General features: G+C 71.3%; 20 protein-coding genes. 5 read left to right on the top strand and 15 right to left on the bottom strand.

Translation table 11 applies throughout. The annotated features are described in order from the left end of the window. Positions 1–4: 4 nt before the first annotated feature. Positions 5–1,498, bottom strand: a complete 1,494-nt coding sequence (locus tag AB0F13_RS12115) for an FAD-dependent monooxygenase (RefSeq protein ID WP_362079216.1) — start codon at positions 1,496–1,498, stop codon at positions 5–7. Between the two features lie 107 nt (positions 1,499–1,605). Between AB0F13_RS12115 and AB0F13_RS12120 the strand changes: the two genes are divergently transcribed. Continuing rightward, on the top strand, positions 1,606–2,241 hold the full coding sequence (locus AB0F13_RS12120; protein WP_362079219.1) for a TetR family transcriptional regulator: 636 nt from the start codon (positions 1,606–1,608) through the stop codon (positions 2,239–2,241). Between the two features lies 1 nt (position 2,242). Here AB0F13_RS12120 and cimA read toward each other — a convergent pair whose 3' ends face one another. From cimA to AB0F13_RS12140, 4 genes are all read right to left on the bottom strand, one after another. Next, positions 2,243–3,874, bottom strand: coding sequence for a citramalate synthase (cimA, locus tag AB0F13_RS12125; RefSeq protein WP_362079222.1), 1,632 nt, complete (start codon positions 3,872–3,874; stop codon positions 2,243–2,245). A 279-nt stretch (positions 3,875–4,153) separates the two neighbouring features. Next, positions 4,154–5,482, bottom strand: coding sequence for an MFS transporter (locus tag AB0F13_RS12130; RefSeq protein WP_362079225.1), 1,329 nt, complete (start codon positions 5,480–5,482; stop codon positions 4,154–4,156). Between the two features lie 119 nt (positions 5,483–5,601). Beyond that, a complete protein-coding gene (locus AB0F13_RS12135; RefSeq protein WP_362079228.1) occupies positions 5,602–6,708 on the bottom strand; it encodes a branched-chain amino acid aminotransferase in 1,107 nt (368 codons plus the stop codon). A 192-nt stretch (positions 6,709–6,900) separates the two neighbouring features. Next, positions 6,901–7,956 carry a 3-isopropylmalate dehydrogenase gene (locus AB0F13_RS12140; protein ID WP_362079231.1) on the bottom strand — a complete coding sequence of 352 codons (1,056 nt, stop codon included), beginning with the start codon at positions 7,954–7,956 and terminating at the stop codon, positions 6,901–6,903. A gap of 129 nt (positions 7,957–8,085) precedes the next feature. Here AB0F13_RS12140 and AB0F13_RS12145 point away from each other — a divergent pair, with 129 nt between their 5' ends. Next, complete coding sequence (locus tag AB0F13_RS12145; protein ID WP_362079234.1) at positions 8,086–9,684, top strand: metallophosphoesterase family protein; 1,599 nt, start codon at positions 8,086–8,088, stop codon at positions 9,682–9,684. Between the two features lie 25 nt (positions 9,685–9,709). On the opposite strand, the gene AB0F13_RS12150 is transcribed toward AB0F13_RS12145, so the two are convergent. Then, a complete protein-coding gene (locus AB0F13_RS12150; RefSeq protein WP_362079237.1) occupies positions 9,710–9,853 on the bottom strand; it encodes a hypothetical protein in 144 nt (47 codons plus the stop codon). Between the two features lie 454 nt (positions 9,854–10,307). Here AB0F13_RS12150 and AB0F13_RS12155 point away from each other — a divergent pair, with 454 nt between their 5' ends. After that, positions 10,308–11,186, top strand: coding sequence for a phosphatidate cytidylyltransferase (locus tag AB0F13_RS12155; protein ID WP_362079240.1), 879 nt, complete (start codon positions 10,308–10,310; stop codon positions 11,184–11,186). A 73-nt stretch (positions 11,187–11,259) separates the two neighbouring features. Here AB0F13_RS12155 and pruA read toward each other — a convergent pair whose 3' ends face one another. Then, positions 11,260–12,891 (bottom strand): L-glutamate gamma-semialdehyde dehydrogenase, encoded by a 1,632-nt coding sequence (gene pruA, locus AB0F13_RS12160; RefSeq protein ID WP_362079243.1) that lies wholly within the window; start codon positions 12,889–12,891, stop codon positions 11,260–11,262. 43 nt (positions 12,892–12,934) lie between these two features. Beyond that, on the bottom strand, positions 12,935–13,861 hold the full coding sequence (locus AB0F13_RS12165; protein ID WP_362079246.1) for a proline dehydrogenase family protein: 927 nt from the start codon (positions 13,859–13,861) through the stop codon (positions 12,935–12,937). Positions 13,862–14,038: 177 nt separating this feature from the next. Between AB0F13_RS12165 and AB0F13_RS12170 the strand changes: the two genes are divergently transcribed. Next, entirely contained in the window at positions 14,039–15,271 is a 1,233-nt protein-coding gene (locus AB0F13_RS12170) for a helix-turn-helix domain-containing protein (protein WP_362079249.1), read from the top strand. 12 nt (positions 15,272–15,283) lie between these two features. On the opposite strand, the gene AB0F13_RS12175 is transcribed toward AB0F13_RS12170, so the two are convergent. The 3 genes from AB0F13_RS12175 to AB0F13_RS12185 all read right to left on the bottom strand — a co-directional run bounded on the left by AB0F13_RS12175 (position 15,284) and on the right by AB0F13_RS12185 (position 17,413). Beyond that, positions 15,284–15,475, bottom strand: a complete 192-nt coding sequence (locus AB0F13_RS12175) for a ferredoxin (RefSeq protein WP_362079252.1) — start codon at positions 15,473–15,475, stop codon at positions 15,284–15,286. Between the two features lie 20 nt (positions 15,476–15,495). Further along, positions 15,496–16,713: a cytochrome P450 gene (locus AB0F13_RS12180; protein ID WP_362079254.1), complete on the bottom strand. Its 1,218-nt coding sequence runs from the start codon at positions 16,711–16,713 to the stop codon at positions 15,496–15,498. Between the two features lie 103 nt (positions 16,714–16,816). Continuing rightward, a complete protein-coding gene (locus AB0F13_RS12185) occupies positions 16,817–17,413 on the bottom strand; it encodes a TetR/AcrR family transcriptional regulator (RefSeq protein ID WP_362079257.1) in 597 nt (198 codons plus the stop codon). 95 nt (positions 17,414–17,508) lie between these two features. On the opposite strand from AB0F13_RS12185, the gene AB0F13_RS12190 reads away from it, so the two are divergent. After that, positions 17,509–19,095 (top strand): MFS transporter, encoded by a 1,587-nt coding sequence (locus AB0F13_RS12190; RefSeq protein ID WP_362079260.1) that lies wholly within the window; start codon positions 17,509–17,511, stop codon positions 19,093–19,095. An 81-nt stretch (positions 19,096–19,176) separates the two neighbouring features. Here AB0F13_RS12190 and serA read toward each other — a convergent pair whose 3' ends face one another. The 4 genes from serA to AB0F13_RS12210 all read right to left on the bottom strand — a co-directional run bounded on the left by serA (position 19,177) and on the right by AB0F13_RS12210 (position 24,652). After that, the gene (serA, locus tag AB0F13_RS12195; RefSeq protein WP_362079263.1) at positions 19,177–20,781 is read right to left on the bottom strand and encodes a phosphoglycerate dehydrogenase; all 1,605 of its coding nucleotides are present in this window, start codon (positions 20,779–20,781) and stop codon (positions 19,177–19,179) included. Between the two features lie 292 nt (positions 20,782–21,073). After that, positions 21,074–22,075, bottom strand: a complete 1,002-nt coding sequence (gene ilvC, locus AB0F13_RS12200) for a ketol-acid reductoisomerase (protein WP_362079266.1) — start codon at positions 22,073–22,075, stop codon at positions 21,074–21,076. 128 nt (positions 22,076–22,203) lie between these two features. Continuing rightward, the gene (gene ilvN / locus AB0F13_RS12205; protein ID WP_362079269.1) at positions 22,204–22,728 is read right to left on the bottom strand and encodes an acetolactate synthase small subunit; all 525 of its coding nucleotides are present in this window, start codon (positions 22,726–22,728) and stop codon (positions 22,204–22,206) included. A gap of 34 nt (positions 22,729–22,762) precedes the next feature. After that, entirely contained in the window at positions 22,763–24,652 is a 1,890-nt protein-coding gene (locus AB0F13_RS12210; RefSeq protein ID WP_362079272.1) for an acetolactate synthase large subunit, read from the bottom strand. Between the last annotated feature and the right edge of the window lie 158 nt (positions 24,653–24,810).

Here is a 24,810-nt window from a genome sequence, read left to right on the forward strand (position 1 = left end):
TGCCTCATCGGCCGAGACCGTTCAGGTAGCGCACGATGTGCGGGGCGTCGGCCGGGGCGCCCGCGAGCGCGAGGTGGTTGTCGGGCCGTACGAGCACCAGGGCGTCCCCCTCCACTCCGTACGCCGTGCGCGCCTCCCCGTCGTCCCTGTCGTCCAGGAGCAGGGTCCGTACGATCCGTGGGCACCGCCCGGCCACTTCGGCGAGCGCCGCCGCGCTGTTCGCGCCGAAGCCGAGCAGCGTGAAGTGCGGCCCTGCGAAGGCCTCGAAGAGGCGGGTCCCGCGTCCCGAAAGGGCGTCGCGGCAGGGGGAGTCGGGTGCCCGGTCGCCCATCTGCAGCCCGAGGCGGGCCCCGAGGCCTCCGTGCGAGAGCGGGGACCAGGGGTAGCCGAGGCCGAGGCCGGTGGCGGCCCGGTCGACGACCACCTCCGTCCCGACGCCCGCCTCCCTGACCCGTTCGAGCACGGCCCGCATCCGCTCGTCGGCGGTCCTCAGCACCCAGGAGGCGATGGGCATCCGCTCCGACTCGTAGGTGCCGAGCAGCCCCTCCCCCGCCAGGCCCTGGGCGACGAGCGCGAGTTTCCAGCCCAGGTTGAAGGCGTCCTGGATGCCGGTGTTCATGCCGAGCCCGCCCGCGATGGGCTGGACGTGGGCGGCGTCGCCCGCCAGGAAGACCCGGCCGGCCCGGAAGCGCTCGGCCATGCGGACGTTGACGCGGTAGGTCGAGACCCAGGTGGGGTTGGCGAGCCGCACGCCGGGCACGCGCGCGTGCCGGTCGAAGAGCCGCTGGAAGCTCTCCAGGGTGGGGGTCGTGCCCGGCTCGACCGTGCCCTGCAGCTGCCAGGAGGCGGTCCCGGGGATCGGCCACAGCATGATGGCGCCGTCCTCGTCGAACCACTGGTGCCAGTAGCCGCGGTCGAGCCCGTCCGCCTCGACGTCGCCGACCGCCATGCACTCCTCGGCCTCGGTCTCGCCCACGAAGGGCACCCCGAGGGCCTTGCGCACGGGGCTGCGACCGCCGTCGCAGCCGACGGCGTACGCCGCGCCGATCCGCCGGCCGTCCGCGAGCACGGCCGTCACGCCCTCGCCGTCCTGCTCCACGGCGGTGACCTCGCAGCCGGGTTCGACCCGGACCCCGTACGCGGCGAGCCGGTCGCGCAGGATCTCCTCGGTGCGCCACTGCGGTAGGGACAGGCCCTTGGCGTACGGCGCGGCGGGGGTCGGGCGCTGGTCGCCGAAGATCTCGTGGTCGGCGATCGCGACGCCGTCGCGGTACTTGCGCAGCACCGTGCGTTCCACGCCCGCCGCGTCGAAGGCCTCTCCCACCCCTAGGTCCGCGAACACCTCGCGGCTGCGCTGGTTGGGCCCCTTGGCCCGGGACTCCCGGTGGAACGCGGGCGACTTGTCGACGATGCGGACGGGCACGTGGGCCCGGGCGAGCGTACAGGCGAGGGTGAGTCCGGTCGGCCCGGCACCCACGATCAGCACAGCGGTGTTCATGCGAAACCCCTCGGTCGTTCGATGGGTCCATGAAAGACCGCGGCACGAGAAAATGCAACCGAGTAACAAAAGATTCCGAGTAATGCAGGCTTTGGTAGGGTGGCGTCGTGAACGAAGAGCCGGGACTGCGGGAACGCAAGAAGCAGCGCACGCGGCAGACGCTGTCCGAGGCGGCCATCGCGCTCTTCCTGGAGCGCGGCTTCGACCAGGTGTCGGTCGCGGAGGTGGCGGCGGCCGCGGAGGTCTCGAAACCGACGCTGTTCCGCTACTTCCCCGCCAAGGAGGACCTGGCCCTGCACCGCATCGCCGACCACCAGGGCGAAGCGGCACGGGTCGTCCGCTGCCGGGAGGCCGGGCAGTCGCCACTGGCCGCGCTGCGCGCCCACTTCCACGCCCGCCTCGACGCCCGCGACCCGGTCACGGGCCTGTGCGACGCACCGGCCGTGCTGGCCTTCCGGGACATGCTCTACGCGACCCCGAGCCTGCAGGCCCGGCTGGCGCGCTACACCGCCGAGGACGAACGGGCGCTGGCCGAGGCCCTGTTGGAGACGGACCGCACGGACGAGGTGACGACGAGGCTGGCGGCCGCGCAGATCATCGCCGTCCACCACGTCCTCGCCCGCGACAACTGGCTGCGCCTGGCGGCCGGCGGCATCACCGACGGCGTGCTGCGCGCCGCCCACGCCGACGCCGAGCGGGCCTACGACCTGCTCGGCGCCGGGCTCACGAGTCAGTACCTGTGACTCACTCCTGCGGCTCGACGCCCGCGCGCCGCAGCCCGTAGGCGTAGGCGTCGTCCAGCGCCTGCCAGGACGCCGCGATGACGTTCTCCGCCACGCCGACGGTGGACCACTCGCCGTACTCATCGCTCGTGGAGACCAGGACCCGGGTGATGGAGCCCGTGCCCAGGCTCCCCTCCAGGATGCGGACCTTGTAGTCTGTCAGCTTCATCGCGGCCAGCTGCGGGTAGATGCGCTCCAGCGCGACACGCAGCGCGCGGTCGAGCGCGTTGACCGGGCCGTTCCCCTCGGCGGTGGCGACGATGCGCTCGCCCTTGGCCCACAGCTTCACGGTCGCCTCGTTGGCGTGCGTACCGTCCGGGAGGTCCTCGACGATCGCGCGCCAGGACTCCACACGGAAGTAGCGGCGGGCCCTGCCCTCGACCTCCTCGCGGAGCAGCAGCTCGAACGAGGCGTCGGCGGCCTCGTACGTATAGCCCTTGAGCTCGCGCTCCTTGACCCGCTCGACGACGCGGCCGATGAGCCGGCGGTCGCCGCCGAGGTCGATGCCGAGCTCCTTGCCCTTGAGCTCGACGGAGGCCCGGCCGGCCATGTCGGAGACCAGCATCCGCATGGTGTTGCCGACCCGCTCGGGGTCGATGTGCTGGTAGAGGTCCGGGTCGACCTTGATCGCGGAGGCGTGCAGCCCGGCCTTGTGGGCGAACGCGGAGACGCCGACGTAGGGCTGGTGGGTGGCGGGGGTGAGGTTGACGACCTCGGCGATGGCGTGCGAGATGCGGGTCATCTCCGCCAGCTTCCCGGGCGGCAGCACCCGGCGGTCGTACTTGATCTCCAGAGCGGCCACGACCGGGAAGAGGTTGGAGTTGCCGACCCGCTCGCCGTAGCCGTTGGCGGTGCACTGCACGTGCGTGGCGCCCGCGTCCACGGCGGCCAGGGTGTTGGCGACGGCACACCCGGTGTCGTCCTGGGCGTGGATGCCCAGGCGGGCGCCGGTGTCGGCGAGCACGGTCCGTACGACCGCCTCGACCTGGGCGGGGAGCATGCCGCCGTTGGTGTCGCACAGCACGACGACGTCGGCGCCGGCCTCGTGGGCGGTGCGCACGACCTCGGTGGCGTAGCGCGGGTTGGCCCGGTAGCCGTCGAAGAAGTGCTCGCAGTCGACGAAGACGCGGCGGCCGCGCGAGCGCAGGTGGGCGACGGTGTCGCGGACCATGGCGAGGTTCTCGTCCAGCGTGGTGCGCAGGGCGAGCTCGACGTGGCGGTCGTGGGACTTGGCGACGATCGTGACGACCGGGGCCAGGGAGTCGAGCAGCGCGGCGACCTGCGGGTCCTCCTCGGCGCGGACGCCCGGCTTGCGGGTGGCGCCGAAGGCGACGAGCCGGGCATGCCGGAAGTCGATCTCCTCGCGGGCGCGCTGGAAGAACTCGGTGTCCCGGGGGTTGGCACCGGGCCAGCCGCCCTCGATGAAGCCGACGCCGAAGTCGTCCAGGTGCCGGGCGATGGTCAGTTTGTCCGCGACGGTGAGGCTGATGCCCTCGCGCTGGGCGCCGTCGCGCAGCGTGGTGTCGAAGACGTGGAACCTGTCGTCGAGGCTGTCGTCGAGGCCACCGTCGGGGCCGTCGGTTGCGTCCGTCATGCTGCTCTGACTCCTGTGAGGATGTCGGTCTACCGGAATGACCGGTTCCACCGTCCCCCTATGATCCCTCGCCCTGCGTCGCCGGCGTGGTGGGCCGGAAAACGCAAAAACCTCTCGCGGGTGCGAGAGGTCTGCGCGCGGGTCTGGGACGACGGCGTCCGCGTCGTACGGGTGGTACGAGGCGGTCACTGCGGACCGGCGCGCCTGCTGCCAATAATCATGGCGAACGGGAGCATGCGGGCATCCTGGCACGGATCCGCCCCGCGGTGCCGGAGAGTCTCACGATGCGGGCACCGGGTCCGTCTCCGGCCGGTCCGACGGCTGCTGCCCCACCCGCTTGAGGTCGATGTCCTTCGTCTCGCGCATCGCGAGGTAGACGACGAGCGACACCGCCGCACAGCCCGCCACGTACCAGTAGAAGCCGGACTCGATGCCGCCCTTCTTGAACCACAGGGCGACGTACTCCGCCGTGCCGCCGAACAGGGCGTTGGCGATCGCGTACGGCAGGGCGACGCCGAGCGAGCGCACGCCCGTGGGGAACAGCTCCGCCTTCACACAGGCGTTGATCGACGTGTAGCCGGTGACCACGACCAGGGCCAGCAGCGACAGGCCCAGGGCCGGCCAGAAGGAGCCCGCCCGCTGCAGCAGCGTCATGATCGGCACGGTGAGGAAGGTGGAGCCGACCGCGAAGGTGATCAGCAGTGGCCGGCGGCCGATCCGGTCCGAGAGCGCGCCCGCCAGCGGCTGCAGACAGGCGAAGACGATCAGGGCGCAGAAGCTGACGAGGGTCGCCGTCTGCTTGGGCAGGCCGGCGCTGTTGGAGAGGTACTTCGTCAGGTAGGTGGTGTACGTGTAGTACGCGACCGTCCCGCCCATGGTCAGCGCGATCACCAGGAACGCCTCACGTCTGTGCCGCAGCAGCGCCTTGATCGTGCCGCGGTCCTGCGGCGAGGCACCGCTCTCCTCGAACGTCTCGGTCTCCAGCATGTTGCGGCGCAGGTAGAAGATGACGGCCGCGCCGAGCGCGCCCACGACGAAGGGGATGCGCCAGCCCCAGCTGTGCAGCTCGCCGCTGGTGAGCGTGCGCTGCAGGAGGATCTGGATACCCAGGCCCAGGATCTGGCCGGCGGTCATCGACACGTACTGGAAGCTGGAGGCGAGACCGCGCCGGCCCGGCGCCGAGGCCTCGGTGAGGTAGGTGGCGCTCGCCGCGTACTCGCCGCCGACCGACAGGCCCTGCAGCAGCCGGGCGACGAGCAGGACGGCGACGCCGCCGTAGCCCGCGACCGCGTAGGTGGGGGCGGCGGCGATCAGCACGGCGGACGCCGACATGAGCGTGACGGTCAGGGTGAGCGCCGCCTTGCGGCCCCGCCGGTCGCCGACCCGGCCGAGCAGCCAGCCGCCGACGGGGCGCATGAAGAAGCCGACGGCGAAGATGCCCGCGGTGTTCATGAGCTTCGCGGTGTCGTTGCCCTCGGGGAAGAAGGAGCCCGCGAAGTAGGTGGCGAAGCTGGCGTAGACGAACCAGTCGAACCACTCGACCATGTTGCCGGCCGAGCCGACCCAGATCTTCTTCCAGTGCTGTGCCTGTCCCTGTCCCTGTCCCATGGACGATCACGGTGGCGGAACGGCACGGTGCCGACAAGGGTCCGGGCGGCAACGATCACGCGTACTTGCGTGCCTTGCGTTCACGGCGACGCACGCAAGCCCGCGTGACGAAGAGGGCCTCAGCCCAGGGGGTGCATCCAGCCGTGCGTGTCCTCGGCCGCACCGGTCTGGATGGCCAGCAGCGCCTTGCGGAGCTTCATGGTGACCTCGCCGGGCTGCCCGTCGGCCTGCGTCCACTCGCCGCCCGCGGACTTCACCGAGCCGACCGGGGTGATCACCGCGGCCGTGCCGCAGGCGAAGACCTCGGTGAGCGTGCCGTTCTCGGTGTCGCGCTTCCACTGGTCGGTGGAGATCCGGCCTTCCTCGGACGCGTAGCCGAGGTCCTTGGCGACCTGCAGCAGCGAGTCACGGGTGATGCCGGCCAGCAGCGAGCCGGTGAGCTCGGGGGTGACGATGACGGGCTTTCCATCGGACGCCGCCCCGTACACGAAGTACAGGTTCATCCCGCCCATTTCCTCGACCCACTTGTGCTCCAGCGCGTCCAGCCAGACCACCTGGTCGCAGCCCTTCTCGGCCGCCTCGGCCTGGGCGAGCAGCGAGGCCGCGTAGTTGCCGCCGGTCTTGGCGAAGCCCATGCCGCCGGGGACGGCGCGGACGTAGTTCTCGGAGAGCCAGACGGAGACGGGCTTGACGCCGCCGGGGAAGTACGCGCCGGCCGGGGACGCGATCACGATGAAGAGGTACTCGTTGGCCGGCTTCACGCCGAGGCCGACCTCGGTCGCGATCATGAACGGGCGGAGGTAGAGGGACTCCTCGCCGCCGTGCGGCGGGACCCACGCCTGGTCCTGCCGGACCAGCACGTCGCAGGCCTCGATGAACAGCTCGGCCGGCAGCTCCGGCATGGCCAGCCGGCGGGCGGAGGCCTGGAAGCGGCCGGCGTTGGCCTCGGGCCGGAAGGTGGCGACCGAGCCGTCGGGACGGCGGTAGGCCTTGAGGCCCTCGAAGATCTCCTGCGCGTAGTGCAGGGTCATGTTCGCCGGGTCGATCGACAGCGGCGCGTACGGAACGAGCTGGGCGTCATGCCAGCCACGGCCCTCGGTCCACTTGATCGTCACCATGTGGTCGGTGAAGTGGCGGCCGAAGCCGGGGCTGGTCAGGATCCGCTCGCGCTCCGCGTCGGACAGCGGGTGCGAGGAGGGCTTGAGCTCGATCGTGGGCGTCGTCATGAATGCGTGTCCTTCACCTTGGTGTGTGGCGGACCGCGCTCACTTTCGTCCCGAGCGGAATCGAGACGTCCGAGCTTCGCCTCATATCGCGGCCCCACGTTCGATTATCGCTCGTGGGGGCCCTGACGGAAAACGTGTGCGCGGCCGGGAATCGATGGTGGCATCCGGCCGCGCAGTAGCACAGCGGCCGGGTCAGGTGGCTACGGAGCCGGTGAGTACGCGGGATACGAGGGCGTCACCGGTCTCGTCCGTCGTACGGGCCGAGCCGTCGCGCGCGCTCAGGTCCCCGGCGACGGCCGCCTCGACCAGGTCCGCCTGTGCCTCGTAGCCGAGGTGGCGCAGCAGGAGGGCGACGGACAGGACCGTGGCCGTGGGGTCGGCCTTGCCGGTGCCCGCGATGTCGGGCGCGGAGCCGTGGACCGGCTCGAACATCGAGGGAAAGGCGCCGGTGGGGTTGATGTTGCCCGATGCGGCGAGCCCGATGCCGCCGGTGACGGCGGCGGCGAGGTCGGTGAGGATGTCGCCGAAGAGGTTGTCGGTGACGACCACGTCGAAGCGGCCGGGCTGGGTGACGAAGAAGATCGTCGCGGCGTCGACGTGCAGATAGTCGGTGGTGACCTCGGGGTACTCCCGGCCCACGCGGTCGAAGACGTTCTTCCACAGGTGGCCGGCGTGGACGAGGACGTTGTTCTTGTGAACCAGCGTCAGCTTCCTGCGCGGGCGGGCCTGGGCGCGCTCGTAGGCGTCGCGGACCACCCGCTCCACGCCGTAGGCGGTGTTGACGCTGACCTCGGTGGCGACCTCGGCGGGGGTGCCGGTGCGCATCGAGCCGCCGTTGCCGACGTAGGGGCCCTCGGTGCCCTCGCGGACGACGACGAAGTCGATGTCCGGGCGGCCGGCGAGCGGCGTAGCCGTGTGGGGGAACAGCTTCGACGGGCGCAGGTTGACGTAGTGGTCGAAGGCGAAGCGCAGCTTCAGCAGCAGCCCGCGCTCCAGCACGCCGGACGGCACGGAGGGGTCGCCGATCGCGCCGAGCAGGATCGCGTCGTGCTGTTTGAGGGACTCCAGCTCGGCGTCCGGCAGCGTCTCGCCGGTGGCGTGCCAGCGGCGGGCGCCGAGGTCGTACTCCCGGGTCTCCAGTTCGACGTCCGAAGGGAGCACGGCCGAGAGGACCTTGAGGCCCTGGGCCACGACTTCGGGACCGATTCCGTCACCGGGGATCACTGCGAGGCGAATGCTGCGAGACATACGGGGACCGTACTCTTCCGTCCCGCTCTCTGACACGCGACGTCCACTATTCGGACAGGTTGCCAGCCGGAGGGGCCACATTCGCCGGAAGTACGTGTCCGGGCTCCCGGCTCCTGGCACCTTCCCGGCATGGACACACCTCGGGTAGGGATCCCCGGCCGCCTGGCGAGCCGGATGACGATGCCGGAGCAGCACGAGTACCTGCGCGCCCTCATCCCGCGCCGTACCTCGCGGCGCGGCCTGTTGCGCGCGGGCGCGGCCACGGTGGGAGCGGTCGCGGGGGCGGGCCTGCCCGCGCCCGCCACCGCGGACGCGCACACCCGCCCGCTGTCCCCCACCCTGCTCACCACGCCCGCCACGGCGAAGGTCGACGGCTCGCTCGTCGCGCCGTTCGGGCGGCACCTGGCGTTCGGCGCCGATCCGCGGACGCAGATGCGGATCTCCTGGCAGGTGCCGTTCGCCGTCCGGGCCCCGTACGTGCGCGTGGGGCTGAAGCCGTGGGAGCTCGGGCAGCGGATCCCGGCCGAGGTGCGCACGCTGCACACCCCGGCCCTGTCCAAGAAGCTCCCGGCCGTCGACCAGGTCTATCTGCACGTGGCCCTGGACGACCTCGCCCCCGGGCAGACCTACTACTACGGCGTCGGCCACGACGGCTTCGACCCAGCCGACCCCCGCCGCTGCGCCACCGTGGGAACGTTCGGGACGGCCCCGGCGCGGCCGGAGGCGTTCGTGTTCACGGCCTTCGGCGACCAGGGCGTCAGTTACCACGCGCTGGCCAACGACCAGCTGATTCTCGGTCAGAACCCGGCGTTCCACCTCCACGCGGGTGACCTCTGCTACGCCGACGACAGCGGTGCCGGAAAGCCGGGGGACGTCTACGACGCGCGGGTGTGGGACCAGTTCCTGGCCCAGACCGAGACGGTGGCCGCGCGGGTGCCGTGGATGGTGACCACCGGCAACCACGACATGGAGGCCTGGTACTCCCCCAACGGCTACGGCGGCCAGAGCGCGCGCTGGACGCTGCCGGACAACGGCTTCGACCCCCGGCACGCACCGGGGGCGTACTCCTTCGTCTACGGCAACACCGCCGTCGTCGCGCTGGACGCCAACGACGTCTCGTACGAGATCCCCGCGAACACCGGCTACAGCGACGGCCGGCAGACCGTCTGGCTCGACCGGCGGCTGCAGGAGCTGCGCGAGCAGCCCGGCATCGACTTCGTCGTGGTCTTCTTCCACCACTGCGCCTTCTCCACGACACGCGCGCACGCCTCGGACGGCGGGGTGCGCGAGGCGTGGCTGCCGCTGTTCGACAAGCACCGGGTGGATCTCGTCGTCAACGGCCACAACCACGTCTACGAGCGCACCGACGCGATCAGGGGCCGGCGGGTGAACCGCACCGTGCCGATCGGCGGAACCGCCGACTCCGTGCGGGACGGCATCGTGTACGTCACCGCCGGCGGCGCCGGGAAGTCGCTCTACGACTTCCCGGTGGCGGACAGTTACGAGGGCCATGTGAGGGACCTGGACAGCGTCAAGAGCTACCACTGGCACAAGGGCCGGACCAAGAGCACGGAGACCGTGGAGTGGTCACGGGTGCGCTACACCGGCCACTCCTTCCTCGCGGTCGAGGTCGAGCCGGGCCGCCACCCCCGGCTGAGGGTGACAGCACTGACGGAGAGCGGGGCGCGCATCGACCACTTCGAGGTCCTGCGCTCCCCCCGGCCCTAGGCCGGCGGGAAGCGCGGGCGCGGGGTCAGTGACCGGTGACGCCGCCGTTGTCACGGCGGTCCAGCGCGCGCTGGAGCGCGGCGGCGGCGTTCGCCCGGTCGGCCTTGCGCTGCGCACTGTCGGAGGCACGGGCGACACGACGGGTCCTGCGAACGGCGGTTTCGGCCATGGGTCACGTCTCCTCTTGCTGAGTCCTGGCAAGCCCCGGGAAGGCGGGACCGAGAAGCCGGAGAAGGGGCGGGGGTCTGGGTGCGGCAGGGATCACCTGCGCCGGCGCACCGGGCCACGACCGCCGTTCGCTCGATGGAGCGGAAGGTTCGGCTGTGACAACGCTAGGCCAGCCCGGCCGCGCTGTCTGCACGATTACTCGGACTTCCTACTATCTGAGACGGGCCGCGCGCCGGGCGGCCGACCGGGCCGGGGCGGACGGGTGACCCCGGTAAGGTGTCCGCGCCCGTGCCTTTCGTGCCCGGGGCACCGACCGGCCGCCGCGGGCGGTCGGCGAGAGTAGCGGCCATGAACGGCCTGTACGCACTCACACCCTGGTCAGCGGCCCGCCCCGGCGATCCGCCCGCCGCCCTCGCCGGTCTCCGGCCGCACACCGCGCCGCGCCGGGGCGCGCGATGAGCGTCCTGTACGCGACCGACGTCCTGCCCCGGGTCGTCCCGGTGGTCGCCGGCGCGCTCGGCGTGGGCGGTGCGGTCGTCGCGGTTCTCCCCGCGCGCGTCGGGGCGCGTCGCAAGCTGCGCCGCCGCTGGCTCGCCTGGCTCCTTGCGGCAGCGCTCTTCCTGGGGGCGCTGCACCTGAGCGTGCCGGGCGGGGCGCTGCTGGCGCTCGCCCTGGGGCTGGTCGCGGTGCGGGAGTACGTCCGGACGGCCGGCCTGGGCCCGGGCGAGCACACCGCGCTCGCCGTCGCGGCCGCGGTACTGCCGGTCCTCTCCCTGGAGGTGTACGTCTCGGAGGCACCCCTCGCCTTCTGTCTGCGGCCGCTCGCCCTTCTGCTCTTCGCCGGGGTCCTGTCCGCGCTCGTGTCCGGCGACAGGTCCCGCGGTGCCGAGCGGGCGGCGCGCACCGTCTTCGGGCTGCTGTGGATCCCGGTCGCGCTGAGCGGACTCGTCGTGCTGGACGGCACCGCGGTCGCCGTCGGGGTGGCCGTCGCCTTCGGTGGCATCGGTGCCCGGTGCGGTGACACCGTCCTGGCGCGCCTGGGCGGCACTCTGGCCCGCCCCCTCTCGCCCCTTGACCCGGCCAGGACCTGGGCGGGTGTCATCGGCGCGGGCATGGCCGTGGCCGCGGCGCTCGGCGCGGCCGGTGCGTTCACGCTCACGCTGTGGGCCGCGGTGCTGTGCGGATGCGTCCTGGGCGACCTGCTCGCATCCATGATCGGGCGCGAGGCGGACGGCAGCCACACGGACAGCCGGCTCCCGGGCCCCGGCGGCCTCCTCGACCGTGTCGGCTCCCTGCTGACGGCGCTGCTGCTGGCGATGGCGGTCACCCTGTGACGGCGGCCCGGAACGCACACCGCCCCCGGCCGGCTGGGGGGCTGGTCGGGGGCGGAGCTCAGCGAGGGGCAGGTCAGCCCATGTGCGGGTAGCGGTAGTCGGTCGGCGGGACCAGGGTCTCCTTGATGGAGCGGGCCGACGTCCAGCGCATCAGGTTCGACGCGGCACCGGCCTTGTCGTTCGTACCCGAGGCACGGCCGCCGCCGAAGGGCTGCTGGCCGACGACGGCACCGGTCGACTTGTCGTTGATGTAGAAGTTGCCCGCGGCGAAGCGGAGCTTGTCCATCGCCTCGGCGGCCGCATAGCGGTCCTGCGCGATGACCGAGCCGGTCAGGGCGTACGCCGAGACGGACTCCATCTGGGCCAGCATCGCGTCGAAGTCGGCGTCCTCGTAGACGTGGACGGCGAGGATCGGGCCGAAGTACTCGGTCGTGAAGACCTCGTTCGCCGGGTCGGTGCACTCGATGACCGTCGGGCGCACGAAGTAGCCCACCGAGTCGTCGTACGAGCCGCCCGCGACGATCGTGCACGCCGGGTCGGCCTTGGCACGGTCGATGGCCGCCTTGTTCTTGGCGAACGAGCGGTCGTCGATGACGGCGCCGATGAAGTTCGACAGGTCGGTGACGTCACCCATGGTGATGCCGTCGACCTCGGCCGCGAACTCCTCCTTGAAGCCGTCCTCCCAGATGGAGCGGGGGACGTAGGCGCGGGAGGAGGCCGAGCACTTCTGGCCCTGGAACTCGAAGGAGCCGCGGGTCAGCGCGGTCTTCAGGATGGCGCGGTCGGCGCTCGGGTGGGCGACGACGAAGTCCTTGCCGCCGGTCTCGCCGACCAGGCGCGGGTAGGACTTGTACTTCTCGATGTTGGTGCCGACCGTCTTCCACAGGTACTGGAAGGTCTTGGTCGAGCCGGTGAAGTGGATGCCGGCCAGCTCGGGGTGGTTCAGGGCCACCTCGGAGACGGCGATGCCGTCACCGGTCACCAGGTTGATGACGCCCTTGGGCAGGCCCGCCTCCTCCAGGATCTGCATGAGCAGCACCGCGGAGTGGGTCTGGGTCGGGGACGGCTTCCAGACGACCACGTTGCCCATGAGGGCGGGGGCGGTCGGCAGGTTGCCGGCGATGGCGGTGAAGTTGAAGGGCGTGATCGCGTAGACGAAGCCCTCGAGCGGGCGGTGGTCGCTGCGGTTCCACACGCCGGCGGAGTTGGCGACCGGCTGCTCCGCGAGGATCTGGCGCGCGAAGTGCACGTTGAAGCGCCAGAAGTCGACGAGCTCGCACGGGGTGTCGATCTCGGCCTGCTGGGCGGTCTTGGACTGGCCCAGCATGGTGGAGGCGGCCAGCGTCTCGCGCCAGGGGCCGGCCAGCAGCTCGGCGGCGCGCAGGATGATCGCGGCGCGGTCGTCGAAGGACATCGCACGCCAGGCCGGGGCGGCGGCCAGTGCGGCGTCGATCGCGTCCTGCGCGTCCTGCTGCGTGGCGTGGTGGAACGTGCCGAGCACCGCGGAGTGGTTGTGCGGCTGGACGACCTTGAACGGCTCGCCGCCGCCCATCCGCTTCTCGCCGTTGATCGTCATCGGCAGGTCGATGGGGTTGGCGGCCAGCTCCTTGAGCTTCGCCTCGAGGCGGGCGCGCTCGGCGGAGCCGGGGGCGTAGCTGTGCACCGGCTCATTGACCGGAGCGGGGACCTGGGTCACGGCGTCCATGGGTTCCGTATCTCCTTCGGGCTTTGGGGGGTGTGGGGGGGGCTCAGCCCTTGGTGAGGATGGAGCGGGCGAAGAACAGCAGGTTGGCGGGCTTCTCGGCGAGGCGGCGCATGAAGTAGCCGTACCAGTCGGTGCCGAACGCGGTGTACACGCGCATCCGGTGGCCCTCGGACGCCAGACGGACGTGCTCGTCACTGCGGATGCCGTAGAGCATCTGGAACTCGTACTCGTCCAGTTTGCGACCTGCCTGCCGGGCCACGTCCTGCGTGATGGCGATCAGACGCGGGTCGTGCGATCCGATCATCGGGTAGCCCAGGCCCGCCATGAGGATCTTGATGATGCGGACGAACGCCTTGTCGGTCTCGGCCTTGTCCTGGTACGCGACGGAGGCGGGCTCCTTGTACGCACCCTTCACGATACGCACACGGCTGCCGGCCGCGGCGAGGCGGCGGGCGTCGTCCTCGGTCCGGAAGAGGTACGCCTGGATGACGCAGCCGGTCTGCGGGAAGTCCTTCCGCAGCTCCTCGTGGATGGCGAACATCGAATCGAGGGTGGTGTGGTCCTCGGCGTCCAGCGTGACCGTGGTGCCGATGGCGGCGGCGGCCTCGACGACCGGGCGCACGTTGGCGAGCGCCAGCTCGTGGCCGCCCTCCAGGGCTTGCCCGAACATGGACAGCTTCACCGACATCTCGGCTCGCTCGCCCAGACCGAGCTCCTTGAGGCGCTCGATCAGCTCCAGGTAGGCGTCGCGCGCGGCGTACGACTGCTCGACGGTGGTGATGTCCTCGCCCACCACGTCCAGGGTGACCTCGAGCCCGTTGGCCGCGGCGTCCTTCACGATCGGGATGACCTCACCGACCGTCTCACCGGCGATGAAGCGGTCGACGACCTGCTTGGTGCCCGGGGCAGCCGACACGAAACGGCGCATTTTGTCGCTGCGCGAGGCAGCGAGCAGCACAGGACCCAGCACGGGCACCTCCACGATGAGGGCCGTCCCACCTGGGGAGACGGCTTAAGTAACTCAACGTGAAACGTAGAGTTCACGCCACCCGCGCGGCCATCGACAGCTGTCACGCATTCGTGGCCGGGATCTCAGACAAATGTATGACAATGAGAGCCGACGGATACCGGAGGGAGCACAGCGCGCATGCGTGGCGAGTATCAGCAGCTCGTGGACGAGATCTCGGCGGCGCTCGGCGCTCCCGCGACGCTGGAGGACAGGGACTTCGGTCTCATCGCGTTCGGTGCCCACGGGGGCGACGACGATCTCGAGATGATGATGGACCCGGTGCGTACGCGCTCCATCCTGCAGCGGCGCTCGACGGCGGCGGTCCGGGCCTGGTTCGAGGCGTTCGGCATCGCGCGGGCGCAGGCTCCGCTGCGGATTCCGCCGGATCCGGCGGCGGGGGTGTTCAAGGGCCGCATCTGCCTGCCCGTGCGCCACCGCGGGGTGGTGCACGGCTACGTCTGGCTGCTGGACGACGGGCACCTGGCGGGGCTCGACCTGGGTGTGCCGTTCGCCGACCCCCGCCTCGCGCAGGCCATGGAGACCGCCGCCCGGATCGGTGCGCTGCTGGCGGCCGAGGCCCGGGCCGGGGCCGAGCTGGGCGAGCTGCTGCGGGAGCTGCTGACCGCCCGGCCCGCGGTGCGGGAGGCGGCGCGCGGCGCGCTGCGCGAGGCCCTCGGCGCGGCGGCGGACGGCCCGCTGGCGCTGGTCGCGGTCGCCCCCTGGCGCTCGGCGGCCGACGACGACGCGGACCAGGAAGGCGCGGGCGCGGCGCTGGCCGCCCAGTCGGGGGTGGCCGCGATGTGCGCGGTGCCGGGGGCGCTACCGGACGGCTCGGCGGCGCTCGCCGCCCTCGTCCGGCTGCGCACCACCTCCTCGCCCGGCCCCGCGCAGGCGGCCGCCGACCGGCTGCTGCGCTCCCCCCGGGCGGGAGACCCCGACGCCGCGCCGGCGCCGGCCGCGGCCGGCCTCGGCACGCCCCGCAAGGGGCTGCTGGAGCTGCCGGAGGCCTGGGCCGAGGCCCTGGCGGCGGCGCGGGCGGCGGCTGCGGAACAGCGGCTGGGGCCGGTGGCGGAGTGGGCGGGCATCGGCCCGTACCGGGTGCTGACCGCCCTGTCGGCAAAGCGCGCGGCGGACCCGGCGGTGCGGCCGCTGCTGGAGCCGGACCGCACCGAGCTGGCCCGTACGGCCGAGGTCTATCTCGACTGCGCGGGCCAGGCGGGCCGCGCGGCGGCGGCCCTGGGCATCCACCGGCAGACCCTCTACTACCGCCTGGGCCGCGTGGAGCAGCTCACGGGCCTCGACCTCGACGACGGCGAGGACCGCCTGCTGCTGCACATGACGCTCAAGGCGTCCCGGCTGCAGCGGCCGTAGTCCCCTGACCAGTCATTCCTCGATGCTGACGGCCTGCACCGGACAGCCGCGCACCGCCTCCTTCACGAGCGGGTCCCCGGCGCCGTCCGCACGGCCCGGCAGGACGGTGCCGAAGCCGTCGTCGTCCTGGGTGAAGACCCCGGGCGCGGTCAGGGCGCACATGCCGGAGCCGATACAGATGTCGGAGTCGATACTGATGCGCATGGCGGGGCTCCGTTCTTCGGTCACCAGGTGACCGGGAGGGCGTAGAGGCCTTGCAGGGTGTCGCCGGGTTTGATGGGCACCTCGTCAGGAGCAACGGCGAGGCGCAGGGTGGGGATACGGGCGAAGAGGGTGGTGAGGGCGATCTCCATCTCGGCGCGGGCCAGGTTCTGGCCGAGGCACTGGTGGACTCCGTAGCCGAAGGCGACGTGGTGCCGGGCGGAGCGCCGGACGTCGAGGGTGTCGGGGCGCTCGTAGACGGCGGCGTCGCGGTTGATGACGGAGGCGGGCAGGAGCACGCCGTCGCCGGCGCGGATGGTGTGCCCGCCGAGCTCGATGTCCTCGGTGGCGACGCGCACCATCCCGTCGGCGATGGACAGGTAGCGCAGCAGCTCCTCGACGGCGCCGGGCATCAGGCCCGGGTCGGCGCGCAACGCGGCCAGCTGACCGGGGTGCTCGAGCAGGGTGTACGTACCGAGGGCGATCATGTTGGCCGTGGTCTCATGGCCGGCGACCAGCAGTATCAGGGCCGTCATGACGAGCTGGTCGCGGTCGAGGTGGCCCTCGGCGAGCCGTTCGGCGACGAGCTCGTCGAGGAGGCCGCCGCCGGGGGTGGTGGACTGCTTGGCGTCGATGAGCCGGCGGAGGTACGCGCGCAGGTCCTCGCGTGCCACGCGGGACTCCTGCGCGGTATCCGCGGAGAGCAGCGCGCGGGAGCAGCCCTCGAAGAAGTCGTGGTCGGCGTAGGGGACTCCCAGGAGCCGGCAGATGACCATCGACGGCAGGGGCAGGGCGAAGGCGGAGACGAGGTCGGCCTGCGGGCCGCGGTCGAGCATGGCGTCGATGAGGTCGTCCACGACGGCCTGCATCCCCGGGCGCATGGCGGCGACGCGCTTGAGGCTGAAGCGCGGGATCAGCATGCGGCGCTGGCGGCCGTGTTCGGGGTCGTCGAAGCCCAGGAGCGGGATGTCGACGGCTGCCTGGTCCTCGACGCGCGGCACGGTGACCGGGAAGGAGGGATTCTTCCTGTCGGAGGAGAGCCGCGGGTCTATCAGCAGGGCGCGGGCCTCGGCGTGCCCGGTCACCGCCCACACCTGGCGGCCGTCGTAGAGGGTCATGCGGCCCACCGGCCCCCGCGCCGCGAGCTCGGGGTAGCCGGCCGGCGGCTGGTACGGGCAGGTGCGGTCCTGAGGAAAGGCGGGAGCGGGCGGCGTGGTGGATCGGGTGCCGGTCGCGGTCATGAGCAACCTCCCAGACATACGTACTGGTGTCCTCGGGCAACCAGTACAGCGAATACATCCCGGTTACGTCCAGTACGCACCGCCAACAGGCCGCCGCGCAACGCTATTTCCGCGGGGCGTCCAGCACCGTGCCCTCCAGCGCCCGGCGCATCCCCTCGACGACGTCCCGCCCCTTCGGCACCTGCTGCGGGTCGATGAGCCACTGCACCCACAACCCGGTGAACAGGGCGTAGTACAGGTAGCCGGCGGTGCGCACCGCCCCGCCCGGGACCTCCGTGTCGTCCACGCCCTCGAAGATGGCGACCAGACCCTCCCGCCCCTGGGGCAGCACCGCGGCGAACCGCTCACGGAGCTCGGGGTGATTGCCCAGCTGGCCCATCACCTCCAGCTGCGCGGCCCAGAACCGGCGATCGGCCGCGAAGCTCCCGACGATGCCGTCGATGACGGCGGCCATCCGCTCCTCACGGGTGACGCCGGGCTCGGCGGCGCCCTCCAGGGTCCGGCCGATCCTCTCGCCCCAGTCCTCCGTCAGCTTCAGGAACGCCTCCATCATCAGGACGTCCTTCGAGCCGTAGTGGTAGCCGATGGAGGCGAGGTTGGCACCGGAGGCCGCCACGATGTCGCGCGCGGTGGTACGCACCCAGCCCTTCTCCAGCAGGCAGCGCTTGGCGCCGTCGAGCAGATCTTCACGATGTCCCATGCCCGCAGCCTAACGACCGGCATACACCCGTTCCAGACAGACGTCTTATACAAGCGTTCTAGACAAGTGTTTAAGACATCCGTATATTCACCGGCATGAAGAACAGCGCACCTCTCGCCGGGCGCAAGGAGTGGACGGCCTTCGTCGTCCTCCTGCTGCCTCTCCTCCTGGTCTCGATGGACGTCTCCGTCCTCTTCTACGCGGTCCCCGTCATCAGCGAGGATCTCGGCGTCACCGGCACCCAGCAGCTGTGGATCTTCGATGTCTACGCCTTCGCCCTCGCGGGTCTGCTGATCACGATGGGCTCGCTCGGTGACCGCATCGGCCGCCGCAAGCTGCTGCTGGCCGGCGCGGCGGCGTTCGGGGCGGCATCCGTCGCGGCCGCCTACGCACGGAACGCGGAGATGCTCATCGCGGCCCGCGCCCTGCTCGGCATCGGCGGCGCGACCCTGATGCCGTCGACGATGGCGCTCGTGCGCAATTTGTTCCGTGACGACAAGGAGCGCAGTAAGGCGGTCGGCATCTGGTCCGGGGCCATGGCGGGCGGCATCGCCCTCGGTTCCGTGGTCGGCGGTGTGCTGCTGGAGCACTTCTGGTGGGGCTCGGTCTTCCTGATCAACGTGCCCGCGATGGTGCTGCTGCTGGTCCTCGTGCCCGTCCTTGTACCGGAGCACAAGGACCCGCAGCCCGGCGCCTTCGACCTGCTCGGCGTCCCGCTGTCGATGGGCGCGGTGCTCCCCGTGGTCTACGGCCTGAAGCAGATCGCCGCCGACGGCTTCAGCCCGCCCATGGCCGCGTGCATCGCCGCCGGCCTGGCGATCGGCTACGTCTTCGTGCGCCGCCAGCGCACGCACCCCCACCCGATGATCAGCCGCGAGCTGTTCCGCCACCGCGCCTTCGGCATCGGCATCGGCCTCAACGCCCTCGCCTCGGCCGGCATGATGGGCTCGGCCTACTTCACCACGCAGTACCTGCAGAGCGTGCTCGGCATGGGCCCGCTGGAGTCCGCCCTGTGGGGACTGCTCCCCTCGCTCGCGGTGGCGGCCGTGGCCCCGTTCGCCACGACGGCGGCGCACAGGACGCACAAGGGCTACGTCATGGCCGCCGGCTTCCTCGCCGGCGCCGCCGGCTACGCCGTACTGGCCCTGGCGGACACCGACTCACTGGCCACGGCCCTGGCCGGCGCCGCGCTCATCTCGGCCGGCATCGTCAGCGTCATGGCGCCCGCCTCGGACATGGCGCTGGCCACCACCCCGCCGGAGAAGGCCGGCACGGCCGCCTCCCTGCTGGAGACCGGCCAGGAGTTCGGCACCGCCCTGGGCATGGCGGTCTTCGGTTCCATCGGCACGGCCGTCTACCGCCACGACCTGGACGGCTCGCTGCCGGCGGACCTGCCGCACGACGTGCTGGGCGCGGCCCGCGAGACGCTCGGCGGGGCGGCCGGGGCGGCGGCCCGGCTGCCGGGCAGCACGGGAGAGTCGGTGCTCGCCGTGGCCCGTGACGCCTTCACGCACGGCATGACCGTCGCCTCTCTCGGCGGGGCCGCCCTCCTGACCCTCGCGGCATTCGCCGCCGTGACGTTCCTGCGGAACACCGTCCCCGGTGAGGGGCCCGGCGAGGCCGGGGCAGCCCCGGCCGACGCCGCCGCCCGGGACGAGTACGCCAGGACCCCGAGCCGCTGAGTCCACGGCGTGCCGCGCACGCGAAGGGCCCGGCCGCACCCCGCGAGGGGAGCGGCCGGGCCCTGGCAGGTCCGGCGACCGTCAGTCCGCCAGATTCACCGCACGCGCGAACACCGCACCGATCGACTCCGCGATCTCCGCGAGCACCGGCGCCGGAACCGACTCGTCGACCGTCAGCGCGACCAGCGCCTCCCCGCCCTCCGTCGCCCGCGACACCTGCATGCCGGCGATGTTGATGCCCGCCTCGCCGAGGATGCGCCCGACCGTGCCCACGACACCCGGCCGGTCCTCGTACCGCAGGAACGCCATGTGATCGGCGAGGGCGAGATCGACGTCGTGATCCCCCACCGCGACGATCTTCTGCAGGTTCTTCGGCCCGGCCAGCGTGCCGGAGATCGACACCTCCTCGCCACCGGCGAGCGTGCCGCGCACCGTCACCACGTTGCGGTGGTCCGCCGACTCCGAGCCCGTGGTCAGCCGCACCTCCACGCCGCGCTCCTGCGCGAACAGCGGAGCATTGACGTACGAGACCGTCTCGTCGACGACGTCCTCGAACACACCCTTGAGGGCCGACAGTTCGAGCACCTTCACATCGTGCTGGGTGATCTCCCCGTACACCTCGACATCGAGCCGCACGGCGACCTCGCCCGCGAGCGCGGTGAAGATCCGGCCGAGCTTCTCGGCCAGCGGCAGCCCCGGCTTGACGTCCTCGGCGATGACGCCGCCCTGGACGTTGACCGCGTCCGGCACCAGCTCACCGGCGAGCGCCAGCCGCACGGACTTCGCGACCGCGATGCCCGCCTTCTCCTGGGCCTCGCCCGTGGAGGCGCCCAGGTGCGGGGTGGCGACGACGTTGTCGAACTCGAACAGCGGGGAGTCGGTGCACGGCTCGGAGGCGTAGACGTCCAGCCCGGCGGCGGCCACCCGCCCCTCCTTCAGCGCTGTGGCCAGCGCCGCCTCGTCGACGATGCCGCCGCGCGCCGCGTTGACGAGGCGGACGGACGGCTTGACCTTGTGCAGGGCCTCGTCGCCGATGAGCCCGATCGTCTCGGGGGTCTTCGGCAGGTGGACGGTGATGAAGTCCGCGGCCTCCAGCAGCTCGTCCAGGCTCAGCAGCTTCACACCCATCTGGGCCGCGCGCGCGGGCTGCACGTACGGGTCGTAGGCGACGACCTTCATGCCGAACGCGGACATCCGCTGAGCCACGAGGACACCGATGCGCCCCAGCCCGACGACGCCGAGGACCTTCTCGGAGAGCTCGACGCCGGTGTACTTCGACCGCTTCCACTCGCCGTTCTTCAGGGCGGAGTTGGCCTGCGGGATGTTACGGGCGGTGGCGATGAGGAGCCCGCACGCCAGCTCGGCGGCGGTGACGATGTTGGAGGTGGGAGCGTTGACGACCATCACGCCGGCCTTGGTGGCGGCGGAGACGTCGACGTTGTCGAGGCCGACGCCGGCCCGGGCGACCACCCGCAGCCTCTTCGCGGCCGCGACCGCCTCGGCGTCGATCCTTGTGGCGGACCGCACGAGGATCGCGTCGACGTCGGCGACGGCGGGCAGCAGCTCGGCACGGTCCGCACCGTTGCAGTGCCGGATCTCGAAGTCCGGTCCCAGGGCGTCGACGGTGGCGGGCGACAGCTCTTCGGCGATGAGTACGACAGGTTTGCGAGACGAAGCAGGGCTCACGTGGTCTCAGTCCTCACTAGTCCTTCGCGGACGGCCGTCCCGACGGCCGAAGGCGGTGAAGGGGGCAGCCGCGTGGAAGACGCACGACGCTGTGAGCCTGACGCGTTTGTGCTCCGCAGTGTATCGGGGGATGCGGCCCGGGCCTGCGCCGATACGAAAACGTCACCCCTCGGTGGACGGACACGGTGGAGGGACACCGCCGGCGGACACCGTGGACGACACCGCGCGCGGCGGACCGGCCCCGGGCGCCGGGCGGGCACGAGGTGCCCGCCCGGCGCCCGGGAAAGGCGGCTCACTCCTTGTCGTCGACCCAGCTCATCAGCTTGCGCAGCTTCTTGCCGGTGGTCTCCAGGAGGTGGTCCTCGTCGGCCTTCTTGTACTCGTTGTACTTCGGCAGGCCCTCCTGGTACTCCTTCATCCAGTTGTTGGCGAAGGTGCCGTCCTGGATCTCGCCGAGGACCTTCTTCATCTCGGCCTTCGTCTGGTCGGTGACGATCCGCGGGCCGGTGACGTAGTCGCCCCACTCGGCGGTCTCGGAGACCGACCAGCGCATCTTCTCCAGGCCGCCCTCGTACATCAGGTCGACGATGAGCTTGAGCTCGTGGAGGCACTCGAAGTAGGCGATCTCCGGCTGGTAGCCCGCCTCGACCAGCGTCTCGAAGCCGGCCTTCACCAGCGCGGACGCGCCGCCGCACAGCACCGCCTGCTCACCGAAGAGGTCGGTCTCGGTCTCCTCGGTGAAGGTCGTCTTGATGACGCCGGCCCGCGTGCCGCCGATGGCCTTGGCGTAGGAGAGCGCCAGCGCGAAGGCGCTGCCGGAGGCGTCCTGCTCGACGGCGGCGATGCAGGGCACGCCGCGCCCCTCCTCGTACTGACGGCGCACCAGGTGGCCGGGGCCCTTGGGGGCGACCATGCAGACGTCGACGCCGGCCGGGGCCTTGATGAAGCCGAAGCGGATGTTGAAGCCGTGGCCGAAGAACAGCGCGTCGCCGTCCTTGAGGTTGTCCTTGACGGACTCCTCGTAGACCTTGGCCTGGATCGGGTCCGGGACGAGGATCATGATGACGTCGGCCTCGGCCGCGGCCTCGGCGGGCGTGACGACGCGCAGGCCCTGCTCCTCGGCCTTCGCCTTGGACGTGGAGCCCTCGTGGAGGCCCACGCGGACGTCGACGCCCGAGTCACGCAGGGACAGCGCGTGGGCGTGGCCCTGGCTGCCGTATCCGAGGACCGCGACCTTGCGGCCCTGGATGAGGGAGAGGTCGGCGTCGTTGTCGTAGAAGAGCTCGGCAGCCACTGGGGATATCTCCTTGGTTTCCGGTGTGTCCGGTGGTACGTCCCACCGTATGACGGGCGGGTGCGGAAAGGTTTTCGGGTACCGCTGTGCGGAACGGCCCTCGCGGACCGTCCCGGGCCGGCGGCCGGTCAGGCGGAGCGGTCCAGGGCGCGCAGGCTGCGGTCCGTGATGGACCGCGCGCCGCGCCCTATGGCGATCGTCCCGGACTGGACCAGCTCCTTGATGCCGAACGGCTCCAGCATCTTGAGCATGGCGCCGAGCTTGTCGCTGCCGCCGGTGGCCTCGATGGTGACGGCCTCCGGGGAGACGTCGACGGTCTTGGCGCGGAAGAGCTGGACGATCTCGACGATCTTGGAGCGGGTCTCGTTGTCGGCGCGGACCTTCACCAGGACCAGTTCGCGCTGAATGGCCGTGCTGTCCTCCAGCTCGACGATCTTCAGCACGTTGACGAGCTTGTTGAGCTGCTTGGTGACCTGCTCCAGCGGCAGCGACTCGACGTTGACGACGATGGTGATGCGGGAGATGTCGGGGTGTTCGGTCACGCCGACGGCCAGGGAGTCGATGTTGAAGCCGCGGCGGGAGAACAGCGCGGCGACTCGGGCAAGGATGCCGGGGGTGTTCTCCACCAGGACGGAGAGCGTGTGCTTGGTCATGTGCCTAGGGATTCTCTCTCAGTCGTCGATGCCGTCAGTCGTCGTCGATGCCGTCGAAGTCCGGGCGCACGCCGCGCGCCGCGAGGATCTCGTCGTTGGAGGTGCCGGCGGCGACCATCGGCCAGACCATCGCGTCCTGGTGGACGATGAAGTCCACCACGACGGGGCGGTCGTTGATGGCGTTCGCCTGCTCGATGACCGCGTCCAGCTGGGCCGGGTCCTCGCACCGCAGCCCCACGCAGCCCATGGCCTCGGCGAGCTTGACGAAGTCCGGGACGCGGGTGCCGGCGCAGGGCTCCGTGCCGGGGCCGGTGGCGGAGCCGCCGTTGGAGACGGCGGGACCGGTGTGCAGCACGGTGTTGGAGTAGCGCTGGTTGTAGAAGAGGGTCTGCCACTGGCGGACCATGCCCAGGGCGCCGTTGTTGATGATGGCGACCTTGATGGGGATGTCGTTCAGGGCGCAGGTGACCAGTTCCTGATTGGTCATCTGGAAGCAGCCGTCGCCGTCGACGGCCCAGACCGTGCGGTCCGGCATGCCGGCCTTGGCACCCATCGCCGCGGGCACGGCGTAGCCCATCGTCCCGGCGCCGCCGGAGTTGAGCCAGGTCTGGGGCTGCTCGTAGTCGATGAAGTGCGCGGCCCACATCTGGTGCTGGCCGACGCCGGCGGTGTAGATGGTGTCCTTCGGGGCGAGCTGTCCGATGCGCTGGATGACCTGCTGCGGGGAGAGGCTGCCGTCCTCGGGCTGGTCGTAGCCGAGGGGGTAGGTGTCGCGCCAGCGGCTCAGATCCGCCCACCAGGCGGAGTAGTCGCCGACGTGACCCTCGGCGTGCTCGGCCTGGACGGCGACGATCAGGTCGGCGAGGACCTCGCGGGCGTCGCCCACGATGGGCACGTCGGCGGTGCGGTTCTTGCCGATCTCCGCCGGGTCGATGTCCGCGTGGACGATCTTGGCGTAGGGGGCGAAGGAGTCGAGCCTGCCGGTGACGCGGTCGTCGAAGCGCGCGCCGAGGGCCACGATCAGGTCGGCCTTCTGCAGCGCGGTGACGGCGGCGACCGAGCCGTGCATGCCGGGCATGCCCACGTGCAGCGGGTGGCTGTCGGGGAGGGAGCCCAGCGCCATCAGGGTGGTGGTGACGGGGGCGCCGGTCAGCTCGGCGAAGACCTTGAGCTCGGCGGTGGCCCTGGCCTTCAGCACGCCGCCGCCGACGTAGAGCACCGGGCGCTCGGCCTGGGTGATCAGCTTGGCGGCCTCGCGGATCTGCTTGGCGTGCGGCTTGGTGACCGGGCGGTAGCCGGGCAGGTCGGTCTGGGGCGGCCAGACGAAGGTCGTACGGGCCTGGAGGGCGTCCTTGGCGATGTCGACCAGCACCGGCCCGGGGCGCCCGGTGGAGGCGACGTGGAAGGCCTCGGCGATGGTCCGCGGGATCTCCGCGGGGTCGGTGACCAGCCAGTTGTGCTTGGTGATCGGCATGGTGATGCCGCAGATGTCCGCCTCCTGGAAGGCGTCCGTACCGATCGACTTGGAGGACACCTGCCCCGTGATGGCGACCAGCGGCACGGAGTCCATGTGGGCGTCGGCGATCGGGGTCACCAGGTTGGTGGCGCCCGGGCCAGAGGTGGCCATGCAGACGCCGACCTTGCCGGTGGCCTGCGCGTAGCCGGTGGCCGCGTGACCGGCACCCTGCTCGTGGCGGACGAGGACGTGGCGGACCTTCGAGGAGTCCATCATCGGGTCGTAGGCGGGAAGGATCGCGCCGCCCGGGATGCCGAAGACGATGTCGGCCCCTACCTCTTCCAGCGAGCGGATGAGGGACTGCGCACCGGTGAGGTGCTCGACGATGGCGGGCTGCTGCGCCCCGCCGCTACGGGCCCGCGGCTGCGGATGATGATGGGCCCCGGTGGCCTGCTCTGTCATCGACATTCTCTTCTCGAAGGCTTCGGATTCGACGGTTTCGATGGGTGTCAGTGCGACTTCGACGGTTTCGGTGCAACAAAAAACCCCTCGTGCCGTGAGGCAAGCGAGGGGAGCGCGCCGGAGTGGTCAGCAGGACTTGTTCAGTGGCCTGCTTCAGCCGACGC

The sequence above is a fragment of the Streptomyces sp. NPDC026206 genome (assembly GCF_040638465.1).
Lineage (GTDB): Bacteria > Actinomycetota > Actinomycetes > Streptomycetales > Streptomycetaceae > Streptomyces.

Bases quoted from the DNA above. Each gene is read 5' to 3' on its own strand.
- AB0F13_RS12115 (WP_362079216.1), bottom strand. From the start codon at position 1,498: ATGAACACCGCTGTGCTGATCGTGGGTGCCGGGCCGACCGGACTCACC.
- cimA (WP_362079222.1), bottom strand. From the start codon at position 3,874: ATGACGGACGCAACCGACGGCCCCGACGGTGGCCTCGACGACAGCCTC.
- AB0F13_RS12130 (WP_362079225.1), bottom strand. From the start codon at position 5,482: ATGGGACAGGGACAGGGACAGGCACAGCACTGGAAGAAGATCTGGGTC.
- AB0F13_RS12135 (WP_362079228.1), bottom strand. From the start codon at position 6,708: ATGACGACGCCCACGATCGAGCTCAAGCCCTCCTCGCACCCGCTGTCC.
- AB0F13_RS12140 (WP_362079231.1), bottom strand. From the start codon at position 7,956: ATGTCTCGCAGCATTCGCCTCGCAGTGATCCCCGGTGACGGAATCGGT.
- AB0F13_RS12145 (WP_362079234.1), top strand. From the start codon at position 8,086: ATGGACACACCTCGGGTAGGGATCCCCGGCCGCCTGGCGAGCCGGATG.
- AB0F13_RS12150 (WP_362079237.1), bottom strand. From the start codon at position 9,853: ATGGCCGAAACCGCCGTTCGCAGGACCCGTCGTGTCGCCCGTGCCTCC.
- AB0F13_RS12155 (WP_362079240.1), top strand. From the start codon at position 10,308: ATGAGCGTCCTGTACGCGACCGACGTCCTGCCCCGGGTCGTCCCGGTG.
- pruA (WP_362079243.1), bottom strand. From the start codon at position 12,891: ATGGACGCCGTGACCCAGGTCCCCGCTCCGGTCAATGAGCCGGTGCAC.
- AB0F13_RS12170 (WP_362079249.1), top strand. From the start codon at position 14,039: ATGCGTGGCGAGTATCAGCAGCTCGTGGACGAGATCTCGGCGGCGCTC.
- AB0F13_RS12175 (WP_362079252.1), bottom strand. From the start codon at position 15,475: ATGCGCATCAGTATCGACTCCGACATCTGTATCGGCTCCGGCATGTGC.
- AB0F13_RS12180 (WP_362079254.1), bottom strand. From the start codon at position 16,713: ATGACCGCGACCGGCACCCGATCCACCACGCCGCCCGCTCCCGCCTTT.
- AB0F13_RS12185 (WP_362079257.1), bottom strand. From the start codon at position 17,413: ATGGGACATCGTGAAGATCTGCTCGACGGCGCCAAGCGCTGCCTGCTG.
- AB0F13_RS12190 (WP_362079260.1), top strand. From the start codon at position 17,509: ATGAAGAACAGCGCACCTCTCGCCGGGCGCAAGGAGTGGACGGCCTTC.
- ilvN (WP_362079269.1), bottom strand. From the start codon at position 22,728: ATGACCAAGCACACGCTCTCCGTCCTGGTGGAGAACACCCCCGGCATC.
- AB0F13_RS12210 (WP_362079272.1), bottom strand. From the start codon at position 24,652: ATGTCGATGACAGAGCAGGCCACCGGGGCCCATCATCATCCGCAGCCG.